Genomic DNA, 22,652 nt, shown 5'->3' with positions numbered 1-22,652 from the left:
GGCGACACCGACATCAACATCATCGACACCGCCGAGTTCGCGATCCCCGGCCTTGACGACGAGTTCCGCGTCATCGTCTCCCCGTGGATCCTCTCCTCGCTGATCACCGATCGCCTTGCCGCTTACTACGAGACGGTCACCAAGCACAACCTGAACTATCGTCGTTACTATCACCAGTTCGATTACTAAGAGCAAATATCGTTTGTGTAATTGGGCCCCGCTCCTATATGGAACGGGGCCCCGTTTGGGTTGGAGAGTAATTATGAGCTACCCCCAGCTTGCCGTTATGAATATCAGCCATCGTTATTTTGACCTTGAGGAATTCTTTTCTTCGGCAGCGGCCTCGGGCTACACGTGTTGCGAGCTTTGGACCGGGGCGATGCATCTGTATGTCGATTGCCATGGATACGATTCGCTCGAGCGGGTACGGGAGCTGTCGCAGCGGTATGGGGTTCGGATTGTGGGGCTTTGTCCCGAACAGAACAACCCCAAGCCGTGGAATATCGCGGCGCGCGGGAATGAGGCGCGTACCCGCACGCTCGCGTACTTTAAGAACGTTGTAGATATCGCGGCGGAACTTGGAGCCGAGCAGGTCATGGTCTCGAGCGGCTGGGCATTTTTGAACGAGCCGATCGAGGACGCGTGGGGTCGCAGCGCCTCGATGCTGCGTGCGATTGCCGAGCATGCGGGAGAGCGCGGCGTGCGACTGGTGCTCGAGGCCCTACAGCCGGTTGAGTCGATGATCGTGAACTCGGCGGCCGATACGAAGCGCATGATCGAGGCAGTTGATCATCCGGCACTTAAGGCGTGTCTGGATTTGGGCGCTATGGCGGTGGCGGGGGATACCATCGACGATTATTTCGATCTGCTTGGCGATGATGTCGCCCACGTGCATTTTGTCGATGTTGCGGCAGATAGCACGACGCATCTTGCCTGGGGTGACGGCGACCGCGATATGCGCGCCGACCTGGATAGGCTGGTGGCGCGCGGCTATCGCGGAGTTGTTTCGGCCGAGACCTATGACTGGCGCTATTTTGCCGACCCCGCAGCTGCCGATGCGCAGGTAATGGCAGAGTATCGTCGTGCGATTGGCGCCTAAGTGGGACAGGGCGCCGAGTTGGCGTTTGACGCTTTTTGAGAAACGGGACGTGCTTTCCGCTTGAGGCTTCTGGCGGAAAGCACGTCCCAGAACAGGCGCTCAGAATGGGACACACTTTCCGCTGAGGACCTCAACCGGAAACCGCATCCCAGTTTTTGGCTGGCGGGCGGGACGCGCTTTCCCCTATGTTTCCAAATGAATACGCTATGAGCAGAGGAGGACGATTCTCCCCGCAAACACTCTAGTATGCTAAAGTACCCAGAAGACCGGCGGAGCTATGCCGGTCTTCTGCTCTATATGAAACACAGCATGAGGAGGCTCACCAGATGACGGCCACACCGTGGGGATTCCGGGACATATTGCCCGAGGAGGCTCAGGCGCGCGAGGAGATCACATGTACGGTGAAGGGCTGCTTTAGGGAGCATCATTACCTGCCGGTCGAGACGCCGCTGCTCGAGGACAAGGGCTCGCTCGAGGAAGGCGGCCGCATTGCGGACACGCCGTTTAAGCTCTTTGACGATGATGGCCGCCTGCTGGTGGTCCGTCCCGACAACACGCTGCCGATCGTGCGCTTGGTTTCGACCCGTATGCGCGCTGCCGACTTGCCTCTGCGCTTGCGTTACGAGGCGCCGGTGGTTCGCGAGTGTCAGCGCAATGCCGGTGGTTCGCGCCAGTTTACGCAGTTGGGCTTTGAGCTTATCGGCGCGGGCGATACCTCGGGCGATGTCGAGATTGTCTCGCTGGTCGCCGAGGCCGTGCGCGAGCTGGCACTTCCCGATGCGCGCATTATCGCAGGCAGCGTGCGTCCTTTTAAGGAATTGCTCGCGGTATGCGAGGATCGTGAGCTGGCTGCCGAGGCCCTGCGCTGCGTGCATGCCAACGACTTTGTGGGCCTCGATGCCCGCGTGGCTGCCAGCGCCGAGTCCGATGCCGTCAAGGCCGCCATTAGCGAGCTGCCGCGCCTGCACGGTGGTGCCGAGGTGCTCGACCGCGTGGATGCGCTGCTGGAGGCTGCCGGCATCGTCGCGCCGCTGACGCTCGAGCTGCGTGCCCTGGTCGAGGGCCTGGCTCCCGAGGACGCCCAGGTGCTGTCCTTCGACTTCTCCATCATGAATTCTTTTGATTACTACACGGGTCTGGTCTTTAAGGCCTATGCCGGCGGCCTGCCCGATCCGGTCGGTTCGGGCGGACGCTACGACTCCATCTTTACCGGTGCGTTTGGCGACGGTATCGAGGTGCCGGCGGCGGGCTTCGCCTTTTCGCTCGAGCGTCTGGAGGCCGTGCGCACCTCGGCCGAGGACGCCGCTTCCGATGGCGACCACGCCGTGGGCCGTGGCGCCGAGGGGCCGCTGCGTATCGCCGTGCCCAAGGGCTCGCTTAAGGCCGACACGCTCGACGTGCTCGAGACCGCGGGCCTGGACGTCTCCGAGCTGCGTGACCCCGGCCGTCATCTAATCGTGCGCGGCCGCGACACGCGTGTCGGCGAGGGCGCGGTCGGCGATATCGAGTTTGTCATCGTGCGCCCCAGCGACGCGCCTGCTTTTGTGGGCTGTGGCGGTGCCGATTGCGGCATCTGCGGTTGGGATTCGCTTATCGAGGCAGACCTCAACCTGCTGCAGCTGGTCGACCTGGGCTATGGCCTGTGCACCTTTATCGAGGCGGAGCCCGCATGGCGCGCCGGTCAGGCCGAGCGCAACTATGCTCGCCGCGGGTCGCTTCGCGTGGCAACCAAGTATCCGCGCATCGCGAGTGCCTGGTATGCCGAGCGAGGCGTGAACGCCGACATAGTTTCGCTGCACGGCAATATCGAGCTGGGGCCCATCGTCGGCATGACCGATCGCATCGTGGACATTACCGCCACTGGTGCCACCCTGCGCGACAACGACTTGGTCATCACTGGTCGCATCATGGACTGCACGGCCCGCTTCTTTGTCAATCCGGGTGCTGCGCGCCTTGATCCGCGCGTACGCAATCTGGCAGATCGCCTGGCCGCGGCCGTTAAGGACAAGCATTTTGAGCCCGTCGCGGGCTCGGCACAATAGCGCGAGCGCGCACGGGCGCCCCGACGTACGGGCTGCGGGCCGATTGGCGCCGCCGCCCGGCCTCTCGTTTTTCGAACACAACCTCGACCGATAGGGGATACCGATATGAAGACCATCAAGCTTGCTCCCGGTGAGCGCCTCGTTACCAACCAGCTCAACCGCAAGGGCGTGCTGCCGCAAAACATCGTCGACGCCGCCCGCGATATCGTGGCCAACGTGCGTGCCAACGGCGATGCCGCGGTGCGCGATTACTGTCAGCGTTTTGACGGTGTCGAGCTGCAGAGCTTCCGCCTGCCGCAAGAGCAGATCGATGTCGCGCTCGAAGGCCTCGACTCGGCCTTTGTCGCCGCGCTCGAGAAGGCCGCGCGCCAGATTCGTGAGTTCCACCAGCGCGAGGTCGAGCAGAGCTGGTTTACCACGCGCCCGGACGGCACGATGCTCGGCGTTAAGGTGACCCCGCTTGCCGCTGCCGGCATTTACGTGCCGGGCGGTCGTGCACAGTATCCTTCCACCGTGCTCATGAACGCCATTCCCGCCAAGGTCGCCGGCGTCAAGCGCGTGGTTATGGTGACCCCGCCGCAAAAAGACGGCCTGATCAGTCCCTACACGCTCGCCGCGGCAAAGCTCGGCGGCGTGGACGAGATCTATATGGTGGGCGGCGCTCAGGCCGTGGCCGCACTTGCGTATGGTACCGAGACCATTCCGCGCGTCGACAAAATTACCGGACCGGGCAACGCTTTTGTCGCCGCGGCCAAGCAGATTGTCTCGGGCGATGTGGGTATCGATATGGTTGCCGGTCCCTCCGAGGTCTGCGTGCTGGCCGACGCCACGGCCAAGCCTATGGTGGTCGCGGCAGACCTGATGGCCCAGGCCGAGCACGATCCGCTGGCAGCCTGCTATCTGGTGACTTGCGACGAGCAGTTTGCGCGCGAGGTCGAGGCTGGCATCGACATCCTGGTGGCGCAGTCGCCGCGTGCCGAGATCACGCGCGCTTCGCTCGATAACGAGGGCACCATCGTGGTGGCCGCAGACATGGCTGCCGCCGTCGAGGCCGTGAACACCGTGGCGCCCGAGCACCTGGAGCTGCACTGCAAGGATGCGATGGGCTTGCTCGGCGGTATTCGCAACGCCGGCGCCATCTTTGTGGGCGCCTGGAGCTCCGAGCCGCTCGGCGATTATGTTGCCGGCCCAAATCACACGCTGCCGACCGGCGGCACGGCCATGTTCTCCAACCCGCTTTCGGTCGAAGAGTTCGTTAAGCGCTCGAGCGTCATTTGCTATACGCCCGAGGGTCTGCTCTCCGACGCTCCCGCTACGCAGCGCCTGGCCGAGGCCGAGGGCCTGTGGGCACACGCGCTTTCCGCCGCTCTGCGTCGCCGTGTGCTGGAACAGGGCGAGGATGCCGTGCGTGCCGAGTCGCTGGCCGCGGCCGACCTGACTAAGGTTGCCTGGCCGGGCGACGCCGTGGCGACGGTTGCCGAGGGCGTGGACCTGACGGCGGCTGCGGGCGCGGATGGCGCCGGTGTGACCGGTGGGGAGGCCTAATATGGCCGAACTCACGCCGCGCATGAAGGAGCTCGTCCAGCCCTATCTGGCAGGTATTGAGCCCTACGATCCTAACTTTACGCCCACGCGCATCAATCTTTCGGCCAACGAGAACACCTATCCCGTGCCCGCCGGCGTGCGCGAGGCGGTTGATGCGGCCCTGGCTGCCATGCCGCTCAACCGCTATCCCGATCCCATGTCTAACGACCTGCGCGACGAGCTAGCCGCCTGGCATGGCGTGACGCGCGAGAATATCTGCGTGGGCAACGGTGGCGACGAACTGCTCTATAACTACCTGCTGGCGTTTGGCGGCGCGGGGCGGACCCTGCTCAACTGCCCGCCGTGCTTTAGCGAGTATGCGTTCTTTGCGTCGCTGTGCCAGACCGAGGTGCGCGACGTGTGGCGCGACCCCGCGACCTTTGAGCTCGACCAGGCAGCTGTGCTCGCGGCCGCGCCCGAGTGCAACCTGGCAATCGTGACCTCGCCCAATAATCCCACGGGCGATGTGGCGCCGCTCGACTTTGTCGCGGCCCTGTGCGATGCATGCCCCGGCATGGTGATGGTCGACGAGGCCTATGTTGAGTTTGCCGACGATTCGTTTGGCACGGCCACCACGGCGCAAGGCCTTATCGCCGAGCATCCCAACCTGGTGATTCTGCATACGCTGTCCAAGGCGTTTGGCGCCGCCGGCACGCGTCTGGGCTATGTGATCGCGGCGCCCGAGGTCATCGATGTGTTCGCGGCGATTCGCCAGATCTATTCGGTCAATGTGCTGAGCCAGGCCGCAGCGCTTGCCTGCGTGCGTGCCCGCGATGCGTATGCACCCGTGGTGGCGCAAGTTACATCCGAGCGCGAGCGCGAGTTGTGCGCCCTGCGCGCAATGGCTGCCGAGGGCATGCCCGTGGAGGCATGGCCGAGCGCGGCGAATTTTGTGCTCGTGCGCACGCCGCATGCCACGCGCGTGCGCGAGCGTCTGCGCGACGAGTATTCGATTCTGGTGCGCGACTTTAGCTACGCGCCGGGGCTCGCGGATTGTCTACGCATTACCGTGGGTACCCCGCAGGAAAACGACGAGGTGCTGGTCGCGTTTGCCACGCTGGTGAAGGAGGAGATGTAGATGGACCGCTATGCCGAGGTAAACCGCAAGACGGGCGAGACCGACATTGTTGTCAAGCTTGACCTGGATGGATCCGGTGTGTGCGATATCTCGACCGGCGTACCGTTTTTCGACCACATGCTCAACGCCTTTGGCCGTCATGGCCTGTTCGATCTGACGGTGCACGCGGTGGGCGACGTGGAGGTCGATGCGCACCACACCGTCGAGGACACGGGTATTGTGCTGGGCGAGGCGTTTTGCCAGGCTCTGGGCGACAAGGCGGGCATTACACGCTTTGCCGACGCGGCGATTGCCATGGACGAGACGCTTGTGATGGCTGCTGTTGATATTTCGGGCCGCGGGCAGGCCTACTGCGAGCTGCCCGTGCCGACCGAGCGCGTGGGCAGCTTCGATACCGAGCTGGCGGTCGAGTTCTTCTACGCCTTCGCGCGCGATGCCAAGCTCACGCTGCATGTGCGCGAGCTAGCGGGCGGCAACTCGCATCACATTATCGAGGCCGCCTTTAAGGCCGTGGGCCGCACGATGCGCCATGCCTGCGAGCTCGATCCCCGAGTGCAGGGCATCCCTAGCACCAAGGGCTCACTGTAACCGCTACAAAGGCAGAAACCACCACGAAGGTGCCTGTCCCCTTTGTGGTGGTTTTGGACAAAGAGAAGAGGGAGGGTCGCGTGGGCGAACCGAAGATCGTGGTGGTCGACTACCACAAGGGCAACTTGTCGAGCGTCGTGCGCGGGCTTGCGCGCGCCGGTGCCGCCGCCTGTACATCGGACGACCCGGAGCAAATCCGCCGCGCCGACGGCCTGGTCATTCCGGGCGTGGGCGCGTTCTATGACGCGATCGCCTTTATGCGCCAGAGCGGCGAGGCGGACGCGGTGCTCGACGCCGTCGCCGCTGGAACTCCGCTGCTCGGCATCTGCTTGGGCCTTCAGCTGTTTTTTGAGCGCGGCAACGAGGGTGTTCCTGCGGGCGAGGGTGTTGCCGCGGACGGCGACGCCTTCGGGCAGGCCGGCGGCCCCCGGGTCGATGGCCTGGGCATCATGCGCGGTTCGTGCACGCGCCTGGAGTCGAGTCGTCTGAAGGTCCCGCACGTGGGCTGGGACCAGGTGCACATGACGCCTGCCGGCTCGGCCGATCCGCTGCTCGCCGGTTTTGCCGAGGGCGCCAACATGTACTTCACCCACAGCTACGCGGTGGCCGACGACGCCGATGCCGCCGACGTCTTGGCGCACACGCACTATACGCGGAGCTTCCCGTGCATCGTGCGTCATGGCAACGTGTGGGGTTGCCAGTTCCATCCCGAGAAATCCTCGGCGCTGGGACAGCGCATCCTTAAGAACTTCGTCAACATCGTCGAGGAGGCCGGCCGATGATCCTGTTTCCCGCAATCGATTTGATCGGCGGCAAGGTCGTGCGCCTGGAGCGCGGTGACCGCAGCCGCTGCAAGGTATATTCCGACGACCCCGTCGCCGTTGCCCGCTCCTTTGCCGAGCAGGGTGCGAGCTGGGTGCACGTCGTCGACCTGTCCGCTGCCTTTGGCGAGGACGAGGACGCATGCGCTGCCAACTCGGCGGCGATCGATGCCATCTGCGGCGTCGACGGTCTGTCCGTGGACGTGGGCGGCGGCGTTCGCTCGCTTGCGCGCATCGACGAGCTGGCCGGCTACGGCGCGCGTCGCATCGCACTGGGCACCGTGCTGGTGACTGAGCCGGGTTTTGCCGAGGTGGCGGCCCAAGGCTTTGGCGAGCTGCTGGTGGCAGATATTGCCGCACGAGACGGCCAGGTCAAGGTGAACGGCTGGCGCGATGGCGCGGGCGTGGCACTCGACGACGCTGTGGCACAGCTTTCCGAGCTGGGCTTTAAGCATCTGGTGTATACCGACATCGCGCGTGATGGCATGCAGACGGGCATCGACGTGGCGGCATATCGCCATGTGGCCGAGGTCGCGGGCTTTCCCGTCGTGGCTTCGGGTGGCATTTCGACGCTTGATGACATCCGCGCGCTGGCCGCGGTGGGCGAGGATGCTATCGAGGGTGCCATTACCGGTCGTGCGCTCTACGAGGGTAATTTTACGCTGGCCCAGGCGCTAGCAGCCGCTCGAGGGGAGGAGTAGCCCATGCTTACCAAACGCGTCATTCCCTGCCTGGATGTTAAGGACGGCCGCGTGGTCAAGGGCGTCAACTTTGTGAGCCTGCGCGATGCTGGCGACCCGGTGGAGTTGGCCCGCGCCTACGACCGCGAGGGTGCGGACGAGGTCGTATTTTTGGACATTACCGCCACGAGCGACAACCGCGCGACGACCATCGAGATGGCGGCGCACGCGGCCGAGGAGCTCGCCATTCCCTATACCGTTGGCGGCGGCTTTCGCGACCTGGCGGGCATGCGAACCATGGTTGCCGCCGGTGCCGATAAGGTGTCGCTTAACTCTGCCGCCGTGCGCGATCCGTCGTTGATCAGCCAGGCCGCCGCGGCGTTTGGCAGCCAGGCGGTGGTCGTGGCGATCGATGCCAAGCGCGTTGGCCTGTCCGGTCAGCCGGGTGCCGACAAGTGGGAGGTTTTTACCGCGGGAGGCCGCAACGCCACGGGTATCGATGCGGTGGCGTGGGCCGAGGAAGCGGCTCGTCGCGGCGCCGGCGAGATCTTGCTCACCAGCATGGACCGCGACGGCACCAAGGCCGGCTTTGACCTGGCACTCACTCGCGCCGTGGCGCGCGCAGTGCCGATTCCCGTCATCGCGAGCGGCGGCGTGGGCACGCTCGAACATTTCGCCGAGGGTGTGATCGAGGGCGAGGCCGACGCCGTGCTGGCGGCGAGCGTCTTTCACTTTGGAACCTTCAGCATTCGCCAGGTGAAGGAGTATATGGCCAGCCAAGGTATTCCTGTGAGGTTGGACTTCTAATGCTGCGGGCTTCGCTGTGGCTTGTCCAGGCACCGCATCTTGCCGCTCAAACCGTCGCTCGCGTACCAAAGTACGCGTCGCTCCTTTTTCGCGACAACCTGCGGCACCTGGGCAACCCTCGCCGACCTGTGGGGTTTCGTTTGTTACTTGGGAGAAATGATGACTGAGGTAGTAGAAGCGGCTGATCTTAAATACGACGCCCGCGGGCTGATTCCTTGTGTGGTTCAGCAGTATGACACCGGTGAGGTGCTTATGGTTGCTTGGATGAACGAGGAGTCGGTGGGGCTTACGCTTAAGGCCGGGACCACGTGGTTTTGGAGCCGCAGTCGCCAGGAGCTCTGGAACAAGGGCGCGACGAGCGGCAACATGCAGGAGGTCAAGGAACTCTGGGCCGACTGCGATAGCGATACGCTGCTGGTCAAGGTCGACTCGCCGGGTCCTGCCTGCCATACCGGCAACCGTACCTGCTTCTTTAAGCGCGTGGAAGGGGGAGCGCGATGAGGGTCGTGACGCCGTTCGAGGTCGCCGACTGCAACGTCGAGCTCCTCCGCGCGGGCGTGCCATGCCGCGTGCACCTGACTGATGCCTGCGGGGCGCAGTCGCTTTGGCTCGAGGTCGAGAAAGAAAGGCTCGATGAGGCCCATGTCGTCATCGTCAAGTTCTTTGAGAAAAAGGGCGCAAAGCCTCGGTTCGATGAGACCGGTACCTACTTTACGCTGCAGTAACGAGAGGAAATAACCATGGGAGTCAGAACAGCTAACGTGCAGCCGGGAAATATCGGCGAGACGCTGACGGGACTGGCCGAGGTGATTCACGGTCGTCGCGACGCATCGCCGCAGGAGAGCTATACCGCCCGTCTGCTGACCGACGTCGAGGACGAACTGCTCAAGAAGCTTGCCGAGGAGGCGAGCGAGGTCATCATGGCCTGCAAGGACAACGACCACGACCACATCCGCTACGAAGCCGGCGACCTGGTCTACCACCTGCTCGTAACCCTTGAGCGTTACGGCATCACCCTCGACGAGCTGGCCGGCGAACTCAACGCCCGCCGCCACTAGTCATCGGGGACGTTCTTAAACGACTAGTTAGGCGAGGGGCGTGGACTCCCATTCGCCGGTGGGGTGGGGGATGTCGAAGGTTCGATAACCGCAGTCGTAGGCGTGGGCTTGCGCTTCGCGGATATTCCAACAGATGTCACAGGCGCGGTGTGCGTCCGAGCCAAAGGTGATTGGCACCTCGGCGTGGGCGAAGCAGCGCAACAGCCCCGTCGAGGGGTAATAGTCGTCGAGGCCCTTACGCGGCGCGGCGGTCGAGACTTCGACACGGCGACCCGTGTCGTGAGCGCATTCGGCCATCTGCTCCCAAAACGGTGCCGGATCAAAATCGGGCGCAAAGCCTTCCTTCGAAAAGCGCATGACTAGGTCGGGGTGAGCCATTACATCAAAGTTGAGCGGGCTCTCGCAGGCTCGGCACCAGTCATCGACATAGCGCTCCCACACGCCGCGCACGCCCAGGTTTTCCCAAACATGCAGGTTGGTATCGTCGTCGATCCAGCCGCAAAGGGAATCGGGTGTATCGGGGCGCGCGACGTTTTCCGTTCCCGCCGTACCCGCGGCACCTGCCATGATATCGCCTGGGTCGCCAATCCAGTGCACGCTGCCCAAGCGCACCACGGCGCCCTGGGACCAGCGCTCAACCAAGGGTTCGCAGCCCTCGTACCAATCGCATTCAAAGCCATAGATAAGCTCGAGCTCCGGCGCGATTTGCGCGGCAAGCCTGCGGGCGTCCTCAAAGGCCAGACGATGTGCCGGCAAGTCGCCCTCGACGACCTGCACCTCGCAGTTAGCATCCATACTGGCAGGCAGGGCGAGGTGGTCGGTCGAGACCATGACGCGGCAGCCTGCCGCAGCAGCGGCACGGGCGTTGTCATCAAACGAGGCATGGCCGTCCGAAAACGAGGTGTGGGTGTGACAATCGACCAGCGGGCAAGCGGACATGGCGGCTCCTTTGCGTCAAGCGAATCCGCTTCATTGTAATGGCGCAGCTCTCAACACGCCGGGCACGCCGGGGGTCGAAATCGATTGGAAAGGGCAGGCGGCGCGTGCCGGCGCCGGCGGCTACTTGTTTTGCGCCGCCGCTCGTTTGGACTGCACGGTTATAATCGCGTGCCGCACGGCGGTGACGGGACGATAGCGGATCATACGCGGTCCCGACCAGCGCATGACCTCGCGGATCTTCTCGCGCATGGCAGGCCGGTAACAATGCGAAGGACAGGCCGAGCAAAATGTCTTGGTGCCCATGTGCGGGCAGTGCTCAATGCGCGCGATGGCGTATTTCTGCAGCTCGGCGCATTCGGGGCAGAGCGTAATGGTCCGAAGGCCGAGCTTCACGCGCACGGGCTCATCGTCGCCAGCCTGTTCGACCGCATGCCCGCCGCCATGATGCCCGCGGCACCACAGTGCAATCATCTGCGACACCATCTGGGCCTCGCGTGCACGTTTGCGCGCCAGCTCCGGCGTGTCGGCGGTGCGCGCCATTAGCTCAGCCTCCCGTGCTCGACCGAAAGCGAGAAATCGGCAAACGCGCAGGTGCTGGCACGGTGGCTTACGAGCACAATGGTCTTGCCGCGGCGCTTGAGCTCGTCAACGGCCTGCATTACGGCTGCCTCGTTGAGAGCGTCAAGTGCGCTGGTGGGCTCGTCGAGCAAGATGAAAGGCGCGTCGTTGAGGAAGATGCGCGCAAGGCCGATGCGCTGGCGCTCGCCGCCCGAAAGCGAGTCGCCCAGCTCGGCAACGGGCGTGTCGAGACCCTGCGGCAGGCGGTCGATGAGGGCGGTAAGCGAAGCGGAGCGGCAAGCGTCGAGCAGCTCGGCATCGGTGGCGCTGGCGTGCGCAACCAGCAGATTCTCGCGTACGGTGCCGCAGAACAGATGTGTGTCCTGGGTCATATAGGCCTCGTGGCTGCGCAGGCTCGCCGTGTTGATGTGGCGGGCATCGACGCCGCTCACCGTGATGGTGCCGGCTGCGGGGTCCCAAAAACGCATGAGCAGCTTAAGCAGCGTCGACTTGCCCGAGCCCGAGCGCCCCATGATGCAGGTCATGGTGCCGGGCGCAAAGGTGCAGGTCACGTCGTCGAGGATGAGACTCGAAGCGGGGTCATTCGCGGCCTGCTCCGTGGCGCCCGCACCGCCCGCGTCCACGCCGTCCGCATAGCTAAAGCTCACATGCTCGGCTGCGGCGCCGGCAAACTCAACGTCCTGTCCATCGGCGACCTCGTCGCACTGGGGCTGCTCGTCGAGCAAATCGAGCACGCGTGCGCCCGAGGCGAGCGTCTCCTGCAGCGAGGCGCCCAGGCGGCTCACGGCCATCACCGAGCCAAACGACGACACAAAGGTAAAGACGGCGACAAACGCTGCGGCAAAATCAATCGTTCCCGCAGAAACCAGCTGCAGCGCACGCTCGAGCATCACCAGATTGGCCGCAAGAATAAGCGCATCGGCTACGGCCTCGCTGGCCGCCTGGCGGCGCTTGAGGCGCGCGTCCACGGCGCCGACTCGCTCGGTCAGCTTGCCCAGGGCACGGCTGCGATCGGCGCCACCGGCAAACTGGATAGTCTCGGACGCGCCGCGTAGACTGTCGAGCACAAAGGCGCCCAGCTTACCGGCGCCCTCGCGGCTCTGGCGGCCGGTGGTGCCGCATGCCTTGGCCGAGGTCAGGGGCAGCAGCACGCCCAGGACCGCGTAGGCCACGAGCGCGATGCCCGCGAGCTCGGGACTCACAGCCAGCAAAAAGCCCTCAAACACAACGGTGCAGACCAGAGCGATGGCAATGGGCGAGATGGTGTGCGCGTAGAAGACCTCGAGCAGCTCGATATCCGAGGTGACCAGGCTCACGAGCTCGCCCTTGCCGCGGCCCTCGAGCTTGGCGGGGGCGAGCTGGCGCAGGGCGCCAAACACCAGGTCGCGAACGTGCGCGAGCAGACGGAATGCGATGTAATGGTTGCAGAGCTGCTCGCCGTAGTGGAGCGGCCCGCGTGCGATGCCGCAGGCGGCGCAGGCCGCGCATGCTGCGATCAGACCAAGCCCCAAGGCGTTGCGGCCCAGCGCGGCCATAAGGCCGAGGGCGCCAAAGGCCGGCACGAACGCGGCGGTGAGCATGCCAATGCTGCCCAGCGCGACGGCTAGCACAAGCCAGCCGGCAAGCGGTCGGACGAGCCCCATCATGCGCCACATGATGGACGGCGCCGAGCGACGGGCGCGGCCGGAGTCAGGCGCCGCGGTAGCGGAAGACGAGCCGGCACCGTTGAGGCCATCGGTACGGGCGGTGCTGCCGTCAACAGCCTCAACCGCGCCGGCATCCTCGGCATCACCCTCCGCATACGCATATGCCGAGAGCTGCTCCTGGCTGTTCCACATGCGCGCGTAGGCGCCCGCGGTGGCCAAGAGCTCGCCGTGAGTTCCGTGCTCGGCAATACGGCCACGCTCCAGCACCAGGATCTGATCGGCGTCTACGATCGTCGATAAGCGGTGTGCCACCACAATTACAGTGTGCCCGCCGGCAAGCGACGCGATGACCTCGCCGATCGCGGCCTCGCTTGCGGCATCAACGTTACTCGTGGCCTCGTCAAACACATAGATCGGCGAGTCGTGCAACAGGGCGCGGGCCATGCACACGCGCTGGCGCTGGCCGCCCGAAAGGTTGGTGCCGCCCTCGTTAATCACCATGTCGAGCCCGCCGTTGGCCTGCACAAAGGCCGCCACGCGCGTGCGGTCGAGCGCACGCAAAAGCTCGGTATCGGTGGCGTTGGGCTGGGCGAGCAGCAGGTTGTCGCGCAGGGTGCCGGCAAACAGGTAGCCGTTGGTGGACACCAGCGTGACGGCGCGCATGAGTGAGGTGGCCGTGGCATCGCGCAGTTCAACGCCGCCAATGCGCACGCTGCCGCGGTAGGCACCCTTGCGGCCCGAGATAATCCCCGCGAGCGTGGACTTGCCGCCGCCGCTTTCGCCCACGAGTGCCACGAGCGAGCCGTGCGCAATGTTCGCGCTGGCGCTGTCCAGCACCGTGCGGTCGCCGTAGGCATAGCTCACGCCCGCAAGCTCGATATCGCCGCGGCCGTCAAGCTCAACATCGCCGCGCTCGGGCTCGGGCGTATCCAAAATGCCAAACATGCGGCGCGAGGCGGCCATGCCGTTCATGGCCGTGTGGAACAGCGATCCCAAGCGGCGCATGGGCAAAAAGAACTCCTGCGACAGAAAGACGATGAGGAAGGCCGCCTCAAAGCCGATCTTGCCCGTGGCGAGCTGCAGCGCGGCTACGATAATGCCGAGCGCGGCGCCCATATAGACGACCAGGTCCATAACGCAAATGGAGCGCAGCTGCATCACCAGCAGGCGCATAGTCGCTGTGCGGAAACGCTCGGACTCGGCGTTGATGCGCTCGTGCCAGCTGCGATCGGCCTGGTAGACCTTAAGGGTGGTGAGACCCTGCACGGCCTCCAGGAACATGCCGCCCAGATCGACATAGCTGCCCCAGTACTCGGCACCAATCTTTTTGGCGTTGCGCATGACCATCATGATGGAGACGGGGATGACCGGAACGCAGGCGAGCAGCAGCGCGGCGGGAAGACCCGCCTGGCCCACGAGCAGTACAAACAGCGTGATGGGTGCCAAGCCGGCAAAGAAGAGCTGCGGCAGATAACCGCCAAAGTACACCTGGAGTTGCGTGGCGCCCTCGACGCTGGTCTGGACGGCCTCGGCGGTGGGGACGGTCTCGGTGTAGGAGGGGCCGAGTGCGGTGAGCTTGTCGTAGACGAGCGAGCGCACGCGGCGGACGGCCTCGAACGCGGCCTTGTCGCCGGCGCGTTGGGCCAGGTAGATGGAGGCGGCGCGCATGATGATGGCGGCGGCGAGCGGCAAGGCTGCCTGTGCGAGGGCGTCGACGGCGAGCGCGGCCGAAAGGCCGTCCGTGACGATGCCGCCCAAGATGCGCGCAAGCATCCACATCACCGTGATGTTTGCCATGAGCGCGATCCACTTAAACAGGACGCTTGCCATAATGTAGGGCGTTGCCTGCGGAACCAGGGAGAAGAGCCGCTTCTCGAACATGAAACCTCCTATGCCGTAACGGTGCCAGGCGGGGTCCTCGGCAGCCGCTTAGTTAGCCAAATGCAACTAGAGTAACATCATGCAGCGGATAAGTATGCCGAGGGTAATTTTTTGGCCGATGAACTGCGTAGAAAGTTCAAAATTGTTGAGTGCGGCGAACTTTGTGGTGGACGGAATGCGGGCGCAATTTTGATCGTGTGCGGCCCGCTCCAAAACGTGTACGTCAGCCTCCAAAACCGACAAAAAATGACATGTTTGGAGGCTGACGTACATGTTTGGATAGGGGCAAGGGCGACGACGGACGAAAGTCACGCCTGTGCCACGTTCGATGTGCTAGCGTTTGGGTGAATAAAACGAGCCCGTGCGGAAAGGATCCGGACCGTATGCAACGTGGAAGTACATCTCCGCTGTCCCGCGAGACCGATGCGCCCGAAACCATCGTCAAGCTGGAGTGCGACATCGATGATGCGTCGCCCGAGGTACTCGCCTATGCCGCCGACCGCCTGCGCGAGGCAGGCGCCCGCGAGGTGCACTGGCTGCCCCTCTACTGCAAAAAAGGCCGCCCCGGCTGGCAGCTGCAGGTAATCTGCGCCCGCGAGGACATTGACCGTCTGCAGACGATTATCTTTTTGGAAACCACGACCAACGCCGTTCGTCGCCAGGTGATGGAACGCGTTTGCCTGCCGCGTCGTTTTGAGCAGGTAGCGACGCCTTGGGGCGAGGTAGCCGTCAAAGTAGCCACCCTGCCCGACGGCAGTGAGCGTGCGGCGCCCGAGTACGAGGACTGCGCCCGTCTTGCCCGCGAGCATAACGTGCCGCTCCAGCGCGTGATGCAGGCGGCACAAGCCTCGGCACTGCGATTTGAATAGCGCGGCCGGCGACATCTCGCGCCCGGCCACATCAGCCCCACTCCGAAAGGACTCCCCATGAAATACCTCATCGCTTCCGACATTCACGGCTCGGCATACTGGACAGAGCGCCTGTGCGCCGCCATCGAATCCGAGCAGCCTGACCGCATCGTGCTGCTAGGTGACCTGCTCTACCACGGCCCGCGCAACGACCTGCCGCGCGATTACGCCCCCAAGCGCGTCATTCCGCTGCTCAACGCCCTGTCCGACCGCATCATCGCGGTACGTGGTAACTGCGACGCCGAGGTCGACCAGATGGTCCTCGACTTTCCCGTCATGGCCGACTACGCCACGCTGTTTGACGAGAGCGGCCGCGAGCTGTTCCTGACGCACGGCCACGTCTTTGGCGCCGGCATGCACAACAGCGTCGACCACGCGCCCACACTGCCCGAGGGCTCCGCGCTCGTCTACGGCCACACGCACATCAAGGTTAACGAGGTAAGCGAGGCGCATCCGGGCCTGTGGCTCTTCAACCCCGGCAGCGTGAGCATCCCCAAGGACGGCACGCACAGCTACGGCATCTACGAGGGCGGCGCGTTCCGCCACGTGATCCTGGAGGAGGACTAACCATGGCGCAGCACATGGCTCAGCAAAATGCCGAGGGCTCGCGCGACCTGTCCACGCTGGTCGACGCGTCGGCCGAGCTGCAGCATCTGGTGCAGACCATCTGGCGTCTGCGTCAGCCCGATGGCTGCCCGTGGGACCGCGAGCAGACGCACCGCAGCATTGGCAAGAACATGATCGAGGAGGCCTACGAGGCGCTCGATTGCATCGAGGCCGACGACGCGGCACACCTGCGCGAGGAGCTCGGCGACGTGCTCATGCAGGTAGTGCTGCATGCGCAGATTGCGGCGGACGCCGGCGAGTTTACGCTTGCCGACGTGGCACGCGATATCGACGCCAAGCTCATTCGCCGTCATCCGCACGTGTTTGGCGATGCGGACGCCGAGAGCTCCGATGAGGTGCTCAAGATTTGGGACGAGGTCAAGCTTGCCGAGAAGGCCGCCAAGGACAAGGCCGTGGCGGCGGGCGAGGCTGCACCCGAGGGCCTGCTCGACGGCGTGCCCACGCATCTGCCGGCGCTGATGCAGGCCCAGAAGGTGTCGCGCAAGGCAGCGGCCGTGGGCTTTGAGTGGGAGACGGTCCAGGACGTGTGGGACGAGGTCGCCGAGGAACGTGCCGAGTTTGAGGCCGAGGCTCCCGGCTCGCCCGAGCGCGAGATAGAGTTTGGCGACCTGCTCTTTGCCCTGGTCAACGTTGCGCGCAAGGAGGGCATAGACGCCGAGAGTGCTCTGCGCGCGAGCACGGCCAAGTTCCGCCGTCGCTGGGCCGCGATGGAGCAGATGGCTGCCAACGCCCATGTGGATCTGGCTGAGCTTTCGACCCACGGCCTCAATGACCTCTGGGATGCCGCCAAGGCAGAGGAGTAAGACTGCGGGAACGACGGGCTGACACGCCGCATCGTTCCCGCTAAATTTTTCGAAAAACAAGTGTATCCCTCGGCTAACTTAGGGCATAATGCAAAAAGTGCGACATGGCTAACTTACGGAGGCGCACCGACGGTGCACGGTCAGCCGGTCGCTTGCATCCATTACGTTTCCAAGTGAGAGGGAGACAACATGAGCGATATTTTGGATGTCTACGGTCGCGAGGTGCTCGACAGCCGCGGCAACCCCACCGTCGAGGTCGAGGTCGTGCTCGAGGACGGCAGCTTCGGGCGCGCGATGGTGCCTTCGGGCGCTTCGACCGGCGCCTTTGAGGCATGCGAGCTGCGCGACGGCGACAAGGGCCGCTATCTGGGCAAGGGTGTCTCGCAGGCCGTCGAGCACGTCAACAACGAGTGCGCCGATGCCGTCGTGGGCCTCGATGCCTTCGATCAGCGCGCCGTCGATGCCGCGCTGATCGCCGCGGACGGTACCCCCAACAAGACCAAGCTCGGTGCCAACGCCATTCTGGGCGTGTCGCTGGCCGTTGCCCGCGCCGCAGCCGAGTCGGCGGGCCTGTCGCTGTACCAGTACCTGGGCGGTGTCAACGCCCATCTGCTGCCCACGCCCATGATGAACATCCTCAACGGCGGCGTGCACGCCGACAACAACGTCGACTTCCAGGAGTTCATGATCATGCCGGTGGGCGCCCCGAGCTTTGCCGAGGGTCTGCGCTGGTGCGCCGAGGTCTACCACACCCTCAAGGGCGTGCTACACGAGGCCGGCTTGGGCGGCGGCGTGGGCGACGAGGGCGGCTTTGCGCCCAACCTCAAGACTAACGCCGAGCCGTTCGAGTACATTACCAAGGCCGTGGAGAAGGCCGGCTTTAAGCCCGGCGTCGACTTCATGTACGCCATGGATCCGGCGTCCACCGAGTTCTACAACGCCGAGACCGGCATGTACGAGCTCAAGGGCGAGGGCGTGGAGTACACGAGTGCTCAGATGGTTGATTACTGGGAGAAGCTCGTCGACACCTATCCCATCATCTCCATCGAGGACGGTATGGCCGAGGAGGACTGGGACGGTTGGGTCGAGCTGACCCGTCGCATTGGCAACAAGGTGCAGCTGGTGGGCGACGACCTGTTCGTCACCAACACCGAGCGCCTCAAGAAGGGCATCGAGCTGGGTGCCGCCAACGCGATCCTGGTCAAGGTCAACCAGATCGGTACGCTCACCGAGTCGCTCGAGGCCATCGAGACCGCCAAGGAGGCCGGTTACGCCTGCATCGTGAGCCACCGCTCCGGCGAGACCGAGGATTCCACGATCGCCGACCTGGTCGTGGGCGTCAATGCCGGCCAGATCAAGTCGGGCGCCCCGTGCCGCAGCGACCGTATCGCCAAGTACAACCAGCTCATCCGCATCGAGGACGAGCTTGAGGGCAGCGCGCGCTACGCCGGCAAGGCCGCGTTCTACAACATTCGCTAAACGGGCGAATTTGGCGAGGGGGAGGCTGACTCGGTTCCGCCCCGCCTTGGCTGGACGCCGCAAAGCGCTGTGGGCGCTGGGCCATATGGCTCAGCGCCTTTTTTATGTCGAGCAAAGGCTGGCGAAGGCGGTGCGGGCGCTCGTGCTATAACTAAAGGACTTAGCGCAAACAAACCTCAACCGCACAAGGCGCACATGGATCAGATTTACGACAACAGGTACTATTCCGCCGGTTCGCGCGAGCCGTCGCCTCGCCGTGCGCGCACGGTGCAGCTCGGTGGGCCCGATTATACGGGTGCTGCCCGTCCCACGCATCGCACGGCGGGCACTTCGCACTCCCATGCTCAAACGAATATGTCGACGCATCGCCTGGACCGTCCGTCGAGCGCGACGTACGAATCACGCCCGTCTGCTCAAGCGCACGACAAGTCGTCCAGGCCCTCGAGCCGTCTTTCGGGTTCGGACTTTATGCACTACGCCAACGACAACGCGGTGGTCAAGGCGATTTACGACTTTACCCACGGACCCCAGCGAGGGTTGTTTATCGGCATTGTCGTTGCCTTGGTGCTCGTGAGCCTGTACTTTCCCGTGCGCGACCTCTACGTTGCCAAGCGCTCGAGCGACATTTTGGCCAAGCAGGTCGAGATTCGCCAGCAATACAACGACGAGCTGCAAAAAAGTGTCGACAAACTGCTCTCGGAGGAGGGCATTAAGGACGCGGCGACCGAGGATTTGGGCCTGGTGATGCCCGGCGAGACCAAGATTGACGTGCTGGGCTTGGACGACGATTCGGATTCGTCTTCGAGCAAGAAGTCGTCGAACGCCAAAAAGGCCAGCGAAGTGGCCAAGGAGATTGAGGAAGTCGGCAAGGACGCGCCGTGGTACATTCAGACGCTCGACATGTTGTTTGGTTTTAACGGCGTCGAAGGTCAGACGGTCGCGTCCAGCGGCGAGTAGCGCCCAGAGGGGAGCCCGCAATGGCAGGTTGCAAACGATATAAGGTGGCGGCGATCGACCTGGGAACGGTGTCGTCGCGACTGGTGCTGGCGCAGGTCGAGGCCGGGGCGATCGTGGAATCGTTCAAGCATACCGAGATTACCGATCTGGGCGAGGGCGTCGACGCGACGGGCCGCTTTTGCGAGGCAGCGGTCGAGCGCGTGCTCGCCGCATGCCGCATGTTTGTGGACGAGGCGCGTGCCTTTGGGGCCGTGTGCATCTGCACCACGTGCACGAGTGCCGCGCGTGATGCGTCTAATGCCGCCCTGCTGCTGGACGGCCTGCGCGAGTTGGGGCTCAAACCACAGGTGATTCCGGGCGAGGTCGAGGCGCGCCTGACATTTTTTGGCGTGGCGCACGACTTTGCCGGCGAGCGCATCATCGTCGCGGATTCGGGCGGCGGCTCCACGGAGCTCGCGACGGGCGTATACGCTCCGGAGCGCAGCGTCTTTGCGCTGGAGGGAACGCGCTCGCTGGACATCGGTTGCCGTCGCGTGACGGAGCGCTTTTTCTCCGCGTTGCCGCCCGCGGATGGCGAGCTTGCTGCCGCTGCCGCGTGGGCAGGCGAGCAGTTCGCCGCCTATTTTGAGGGCCTGCCTGTCGACTTTGAGCGCGCCGAGCGCCTCGTTGCGGTGGGTGGCACCGTCACCACGCTCGTGGCACTCGTTCACGAGCTGGAACCGTATGATTCGAGCTTTGTGCACCTACGCGAGCTGTCGCTGGAGCAGGTCTCGGCCGCTATCGAGCGCATGTCTGTGTTGGACGCGGAAGGCATCGCCGCGCTACCGAGCGTGCAGCCCAAGCGCGCGGGCGTGATATTGGCTGGCGCCGTGGTGATTCGCGAGCTTATGCGAGCCGGCGACTACGACACGCTCACCGTAAGCGAGAACAGCCTGCTCGCCGGTATGGCTGCCACCATCAACGAGACTCTCGACGGCGCGACCCCCACCATCGGCTGGACCCCCACTCTCAGCACCCTCCAATAAGTTGCGGTGAAATACGGACTAAAATCGCCCTTTCGGGCACCGAACAGTCCCTATTCCACCGCAACTCAACAGCCGGCACTTAGGGACGTTCCTTTTCTGCCGGCACCTGGGGACAGTCCTTGGGTTGATATGGGCTGTCAAAAAAGCCCCGTCCCAAATTATCTGCTCTGCAGTTGACGGCGTCCAAAAGAAACAAGCCCGCATCCCCAGGGGGCACGGGCCCGTAAAAGCCAAATGGTAGGGGCGGTGGGACTCGAACCCACAATCCTTGCGGCGAGAGATTTTAAGTCTCCTGCGTATGCCAATTCCGCCACGCCCCCGTGAGACTAGAAGTCTAGCACAAGCCGTCCGTTACGCGTTGACGGCCATCGAGTGTTGGCCCGACTTCTCGAGGAACTCTTGGAACTTGGCCTCGTCGCCCTTGTTTTGGTACTGCAGCGCCAGCAGATACTCCAGGCGGCAGCTCTTGACCTTGTCGTCACCGGCTTCCTTGAGCATGCGCTCCAGCTCGGGAATGTCGTTGTGGCGCTTGAGGATCATCGTGTCGTACATCAGTTGGCATTCGTGCGCGACTGCCTCGGCCTGGCCGCCCTCAAAGCCTTTGATCTCGTGCAGCAACTCCTTGGACTTTTTGCGGTCTTCCTGGCCAACGTAGTAGTTAAAAGCTTTGATCACCAGGTCGACGCGCTGCATTTTGGGCAGGTTGAGTCCCAGCAGCAGGTCGAACATCTCGCTGGCGCGCTCGTGGTCCTCGCGCAGCAGATAGGAGTTCAGACGCAGGTAGTCGCGGTTGTAGCGCGGGTACAGCATGCCGGTGAGTTTGGCGTCGAGCAAACGGTCGAACTCGTCCCACTGCTTGGCAGCCATAAGCTGCTGCAGACGCTTGAACGTGGTGCGTTTTTTGACGCTAAAGAACACCGACACGGCGATGCAGATGATAACGACGGCGGTCCAAAGTGTGCGGGAATCGGGCATGTTAGGGTCCTTAGTCGCTCGTAAAGCGAGCGGTATGACAACACGTACTAGATGTATTATACGCAGCGCGCAAGCAAACTGGCATAAAAGCTCATCGAGGCTGAGCGCCATCGCTCTCTGCGGTACACTTACCTAAAGTAAACCATGAAGGGAGACATTACCTATGAAGAAGATCGTTTTGGCTTGCGGTGCTGGTGCTGCTACTTCCACGCTCGTTGCCCAGAAGGTCGCCACCCTGCTCGACGCCAACGGTTACGCTGACAAGTACGAGATCGTGCAGTGCGCCATTTCCGAGGCCAAGGACGCTTGCGACGAGGGCGCCGATCTGCTGATCGCCACCACCGTTGCCCCCGAGGGCCTCACCTGCCCGTACGTGAGCGGCGTGCCCTTCATGACCGGCATGAACCGCGTCGCTGCCGAGAAGGCCGTCCTCGACGTCATGGCTCAGTAGGCGCTGCCTGTATGAGTGAGCAGAACGCCAATCCGGTCGAGCTCTTTGGCATGTGCGTTGCCCATGTGGGCATTAACGCCACCGACCCGGCAGATGCCCTGGAGATCGCGGAGCTGTTCTCGACGATGATGGGCCTGCCCGTTATCGAGACCCCGGTTTCGTACTTTAACGATTCGCTGGTCGAGATCATGAAGCAGAACGGTCGTGGCACCAAGGGCCACATCGGCTTTGCCGTTAACGACATCGATGCGGCCGAGAAGTGGTTTGCCGAGCGCGGGCTCGAGGTCAACGAGGAGTCGCGCGTGCTGCTGCCCGACGGAGGCACCAAGCTCGTGTACTTTAAGCGCGAGTTCGCCGGCTTCGCCGTGCACCTGTGCCGCGAGTAGCGCATAAGCTGTCATAGCTAACGAAAAATGGGGCAAGGCGTGTGGCCTTGCCCCATTTTTAATGCCGAGAGGGTGACTGACGGGCTGCCGTAAAACGAAGGTGAATGGCTTTCCGCGAAGTGAACGAGTGAAATCGAACCCCTGGAGCATCGACACTTTGAAGGCACCGTTTCCTGCGGTTTTGTCAGGTTTTTCCTGCGGTTTTGGCGCTAAAAAGTGCGGATGCTTCGGGGGTCCAA

Annotated in this window: 23 protein-coding genes, 1 tRNA gene and 1 pseudogene; 20 read left to right on the top strand and 5 right to left on the bottom strand. The window is 63.6% G+C overall.

The features are described from left to right. The 12 genes and pseudogenes from I2H81_RS02270 to hisE form a co-directional block, all read left to right on the top strand. A pseudogene (locus I2H81_RS02270) lies at window positions 1-189 on the top strand (SIS domain-containing protein); the annotation flags it as partial. 73 nt (window positions 190-262) lie between these two features. Further along, the gene (locus I2H81_RS02265; protein ID WP_195644367.1) at window positions 263-1,099 is read left to right on the top strand and encodes a sugar phosphate isomerase/epimerase family protein; all 837 of its coding nucleotides are present in this window, start codon (window positions 263-265) and stop codon (window positions 1,097-1,099) included. 326 nt (window positions 1,100-1,425) lie between these two features. Next, entirely contained in the window at window positions 1,426-3,141 is a 1,716-nt protein-coding gene (gene hisG / locus I2H81_RS02260) for an ATP phosphoribosyltransferase (protein WP_195644366.1), read from the top strand. A gap of 105 nt (window positions 3,142-3,246) precedes the next feature. After that, window positions 3,247-4,686 (top strand): histidinol dehydrogenase, encoded by a 1,440-nt coding sequence (gene hisD / locus I2H81_RS02255; RefSeq protein ID WP_195644365.1) that lies wholly within the window; start codon window positions 3,247-3,249, stop codon window positions 4,684-4,686. Between the two features lies 1 nt (window position 4,687). Further along, window positions 4,688-5,803: a histidinol-phosphate transaminase gene (hisC, locus tag I2H81_RS02250; RefSeq protein WP_195644364.1), complete on the top strand. Its 1,116-nt coding sequence runs from the start codon at window positions 4,688-4,690 to the stop codon at window positions 5,801-5,803. Continuing rightward, complete coding sequence (hisB, locus tag I2H81_RS02245) at window positions 5,804-6,391, top strand: imidazoleglycerol-phosphate dehydratase HisB (RefSeq protein ID WP_195644363.1); 588 nt, start codon at window positions 5,804-5,806, stop codon at window positions 6,389-6,391. An 80-nt stretch (window positions 6,392-6,471) separates the two neighbouring features. After that, window positions 6,472-7,173, top strand: a complete 702-nt coding sequence (locus tag I2H81_RS02240) for an imidazole glycerol phosphate synthase subunit HisH (RefSeq protein WP_195644362.1) — start codon at window positions 6,472-6,474, stop codon at window positions 7,171-7,173. Beyond that, window positions 7,170-7,913, top strand: coding sequence for a 1-(5-phosphoribosyl)-5-[(5-phosphoribosylamino)methylideneamino]imidazole-4-carboxamide isomerase (locus tag I2H81_RS02235; RefSeq protein WP_195644361.1), 744 nt, complete (start codon window positions 7,170-7,172; stop codon window positions 7,911-7,913). The genes I2H81_RS02240 and I2H81_RS02235 overlap by 4 nt, the downstream gene beginning before the upstream one ends. Before the next feature lie 3 nt (window positions 7,914-7,916). Next, the gene (gene hisF / locus I2H81_RS02230; protein ID WP_195644360.1) at window positions 7,917-8,699 is read left to right on the top strand and encodes an imidazole glycerol phosphate synthase subunit HisF; all 783 of its coding nucleotides are present in this window, start codon (window positions 7,917-7,919) and stop codon (window positions 8,697-8,699) included. A gap of 159 nt (window positions 8,700-8,858) precedes the next feature. Next, window positions 8,859-9,200, top strand: a complete 342-nt coding sequence (gene hisI / locus I2H81_RS02225; protein ID WP_195644359.1) for a phosphoribosyl-AMP cyclohydrolase — start codon at window positions 8,859-8,861, stop codon at window positions 9,198-9,200. Continuing rightward, window positions 9,197-9,424, top strand: coding sequence for an RDAC family protein (locus tag I2H81_RS02220; protein WP_195644358.1), 228 nt, complete (start codon window positions 9,197-9,199; stop codon window positions 9,422-9,424). Before hisI ends, I2H81_RS02220 begins: the two co-directional genes overlap by 4 nt. Window positions 9,425-9,439: 15 nt before the next feature. Beyond that, window positions 9,440-9,757, top strand: coding sequence for a phosphoribosyl-ATP diphosphatase (gene hisE / locus I2H81_RS02215; protein WP_117797555.1), 318 nt, complete (start codon window positions 9,440-9,442; stop codon window positions 9,755-9,757). Between the two features lie 27 nt (window positions 9,758-9,784). Here the strand turns inward: hisE and I2H81_RS02210 are convergent, their stop codons facing one another. The 3 genes from I2H81_RS02210 to I2H81_RS02200 all read right to left on the bottom strand — a co-directional run bounded on the left by I2H81_RS02210 (window position 9,785) and on the right by I2H81_RS02200 (window position 14,802). Then, window positions 9,785-10,696: a PHP domain-containing protein gene (locus tag I2H81_RS02210; protein ID WP_195644357.1), complete on the bottom strand. Its 912-nt coding sequence runs from the start codon at window positions 10,694-10,696 to the stop codon at window positions 9,785-9,787. 120 nt (window positions 10,697-10,816) lie between these two features. After that, window positions 10,817-11,236 carry a nitrous oxide-stimulated promoter family protein gene (locus I2H81_RS02205; protein WP_195644356.1) on the bottom strand — a complete coding sequence of 140 codons (420 nt, stop codon included), beginning with the start codon at window positions 11,234-11,236 and terminating at the stop codon, window positions 10,817-10,819. Beyond that, window positions 11,236-14,802 (bottom strand): ABC transporter ATP-binding protein/permease, encoded by a 3,567-nt coding sequence (locus I2H81_RS02200; RefSeq protein WP_195644355.1) that lies wholly within the window; start codon window positions 14,800-14,802, stop codon window positions 11,236-11,238. Before I2H81_RS02200 ends, I2H81_RS02205 begins: the two co-directional genes overlap by 1 nt. A 383-nt stretch (window positions 14,803-15,185) precedes the next feature. On the opposite strand from I2H81_RS02200, the gene larC2 reads away from it, so the two are divergent. From larC2 to I2H81_RS02170, 6 genes are all read left to right on the top strand, one after another. Next, on the top strand, window positions 15,186-15,671 hold the full coding sequence (gene larC2 / locus I2H81_RS02195; RefSeq protein ID WP_195644354.1) for a nickel pincer cofactor biosynthesis protein LarC2: 486 nt from the start codon (window positions 15,186-15,188) through the stop codon (window positions 15,669-15,671). 57 nt (window positions 15,672-15,728) lie between these two features. Next, window positions 15,729-16,277: a phosphodiesterase gene (yfcE, locus tag I2H81_RS02190; RefSeq protein WP_195644353.1), complete on the top strand. Its 549-nt coding sequence runs from the start codon at window positions 15,729-15,731 to the stop codon at window positions 16,275-16,277. Between the two features lie 2 nt (window positions 16,278-16,279). Further along, window positions 16,280-17,140, top strand: a complete 861-nt coding sequence (gene mazG, locus I2H81_RS02185) for a nucleoside triphosphate pyrophosphohydrolase (protein ID WP_195644352.1) — start codon at window positions 16,280-16,282, stop codon at window positions 17,138-17,140. A gap of 189 nt (window positions 17,141-17,329) precedes the next feature. Next, window positions 17,330-18,619 carry a phosphopyruvate hydratase gene (eno, locus tag I2H81_RS02180; RefSeq protein ID WP_117769943.1) on the top strand — a complete coding sequence of 430 codons (1,290 nt, stop codon included), beginning with the start codon at window positions 17,330-17,332 and terminating at the stop codon, window positions 18,617-18,619. A gap of 195 nt (window positions 18,620-18,814) precedes the next feature. Then, entirely contained in the window at window positions 18,815-19,576 is a 762-nt protein-coding gene (locus tag I2H81_RS10350) for an FtsB family cell division protein (RefSeq protein ID WP_229108000.1), read from the top strand. 20 nt (window positions 19,577-19,596) lie between these two features. Next, complete coding sequence (locus I2H81_RS02170) at window positions 19,597-20,601, top strand: Ppx/GppA phosphatase family protein (protein ID WP_195644351.1); 1,005 nt, start codon at window positions 19,597-19,599, stop codon at window positions 20,599-20,601. 235 nt (window positions 20,602-20,836) lie between these two features. Here I2H81_RS02170 and I2H81_RS02165 read toward each other — a convergent pair. Both I2H81_RS02165 and I2H81_RS02160 read right to left on the bottom strand, forming a co-directional pair. After that, window positions 20,837-20,921, bottom strand: a tRNA-Leu gene (locus tag I2H81_RS02165). Between the two features lie 31 nt (window positions 20,922-20,952). After that, on the bottom strand, window positions 20,953-21,576 hold the full coding sequence (locus tag I2H81_RS02160) for a hypothetical protein (RefSeq protein ID WP_195644350.1): 624 nt from the start codon (window positions 21,574-21,576) through the stop codon (window positions 20,953-20,955). Between the two features lie 163 nt (window positions 21,577-21,739). On the opposite strand from I2H81_RS02160, the gene I2H81_RS02155 reads away from it, so the two are divergent. Then, complete coding sequence (locus I2H81_RS02155; RefSeq protein ID WP_117640417.1) at window positions 21,740-22,027, top strand: PTS sugar transporter subunit IIB; 288 nt, start codon at window positions 21,740-21,742, stop codon at window positions 22,025-22,027. Window positions 22,028-22,038: 11 nt separating this feature from the next. Then, the gene (locus I2H81_RS02150; protein ID WP_195644349.1) at window positions 22,039-22,413 is read left to right on the top strand and encodes a VOC family protein; all 375 of its coding nucleotides are present in this window, start codon (window positions 22,039-22,041) and stop codon (window positions 22,411-22,413) included. The last annotated feature ends 239 nt before the right edge of the window (window positions 22,414-22,652 follow it).

It is taken from the genome of Collinsella aerofaciens, assembly GCF_015561195.1.
GTDB classification, from domain to species: domain Bacteria; phylum Actinomycetota; class Coriobacteriia; order Coriobacteriales; family Coriobacteriaceae; genus Collinsella; species Collinsella aerofaciens_AC.
Note: the sequence above shows the minus strand (reverse complement) of the source record. Positions and strands in the feature narration are given on the sequence as shown.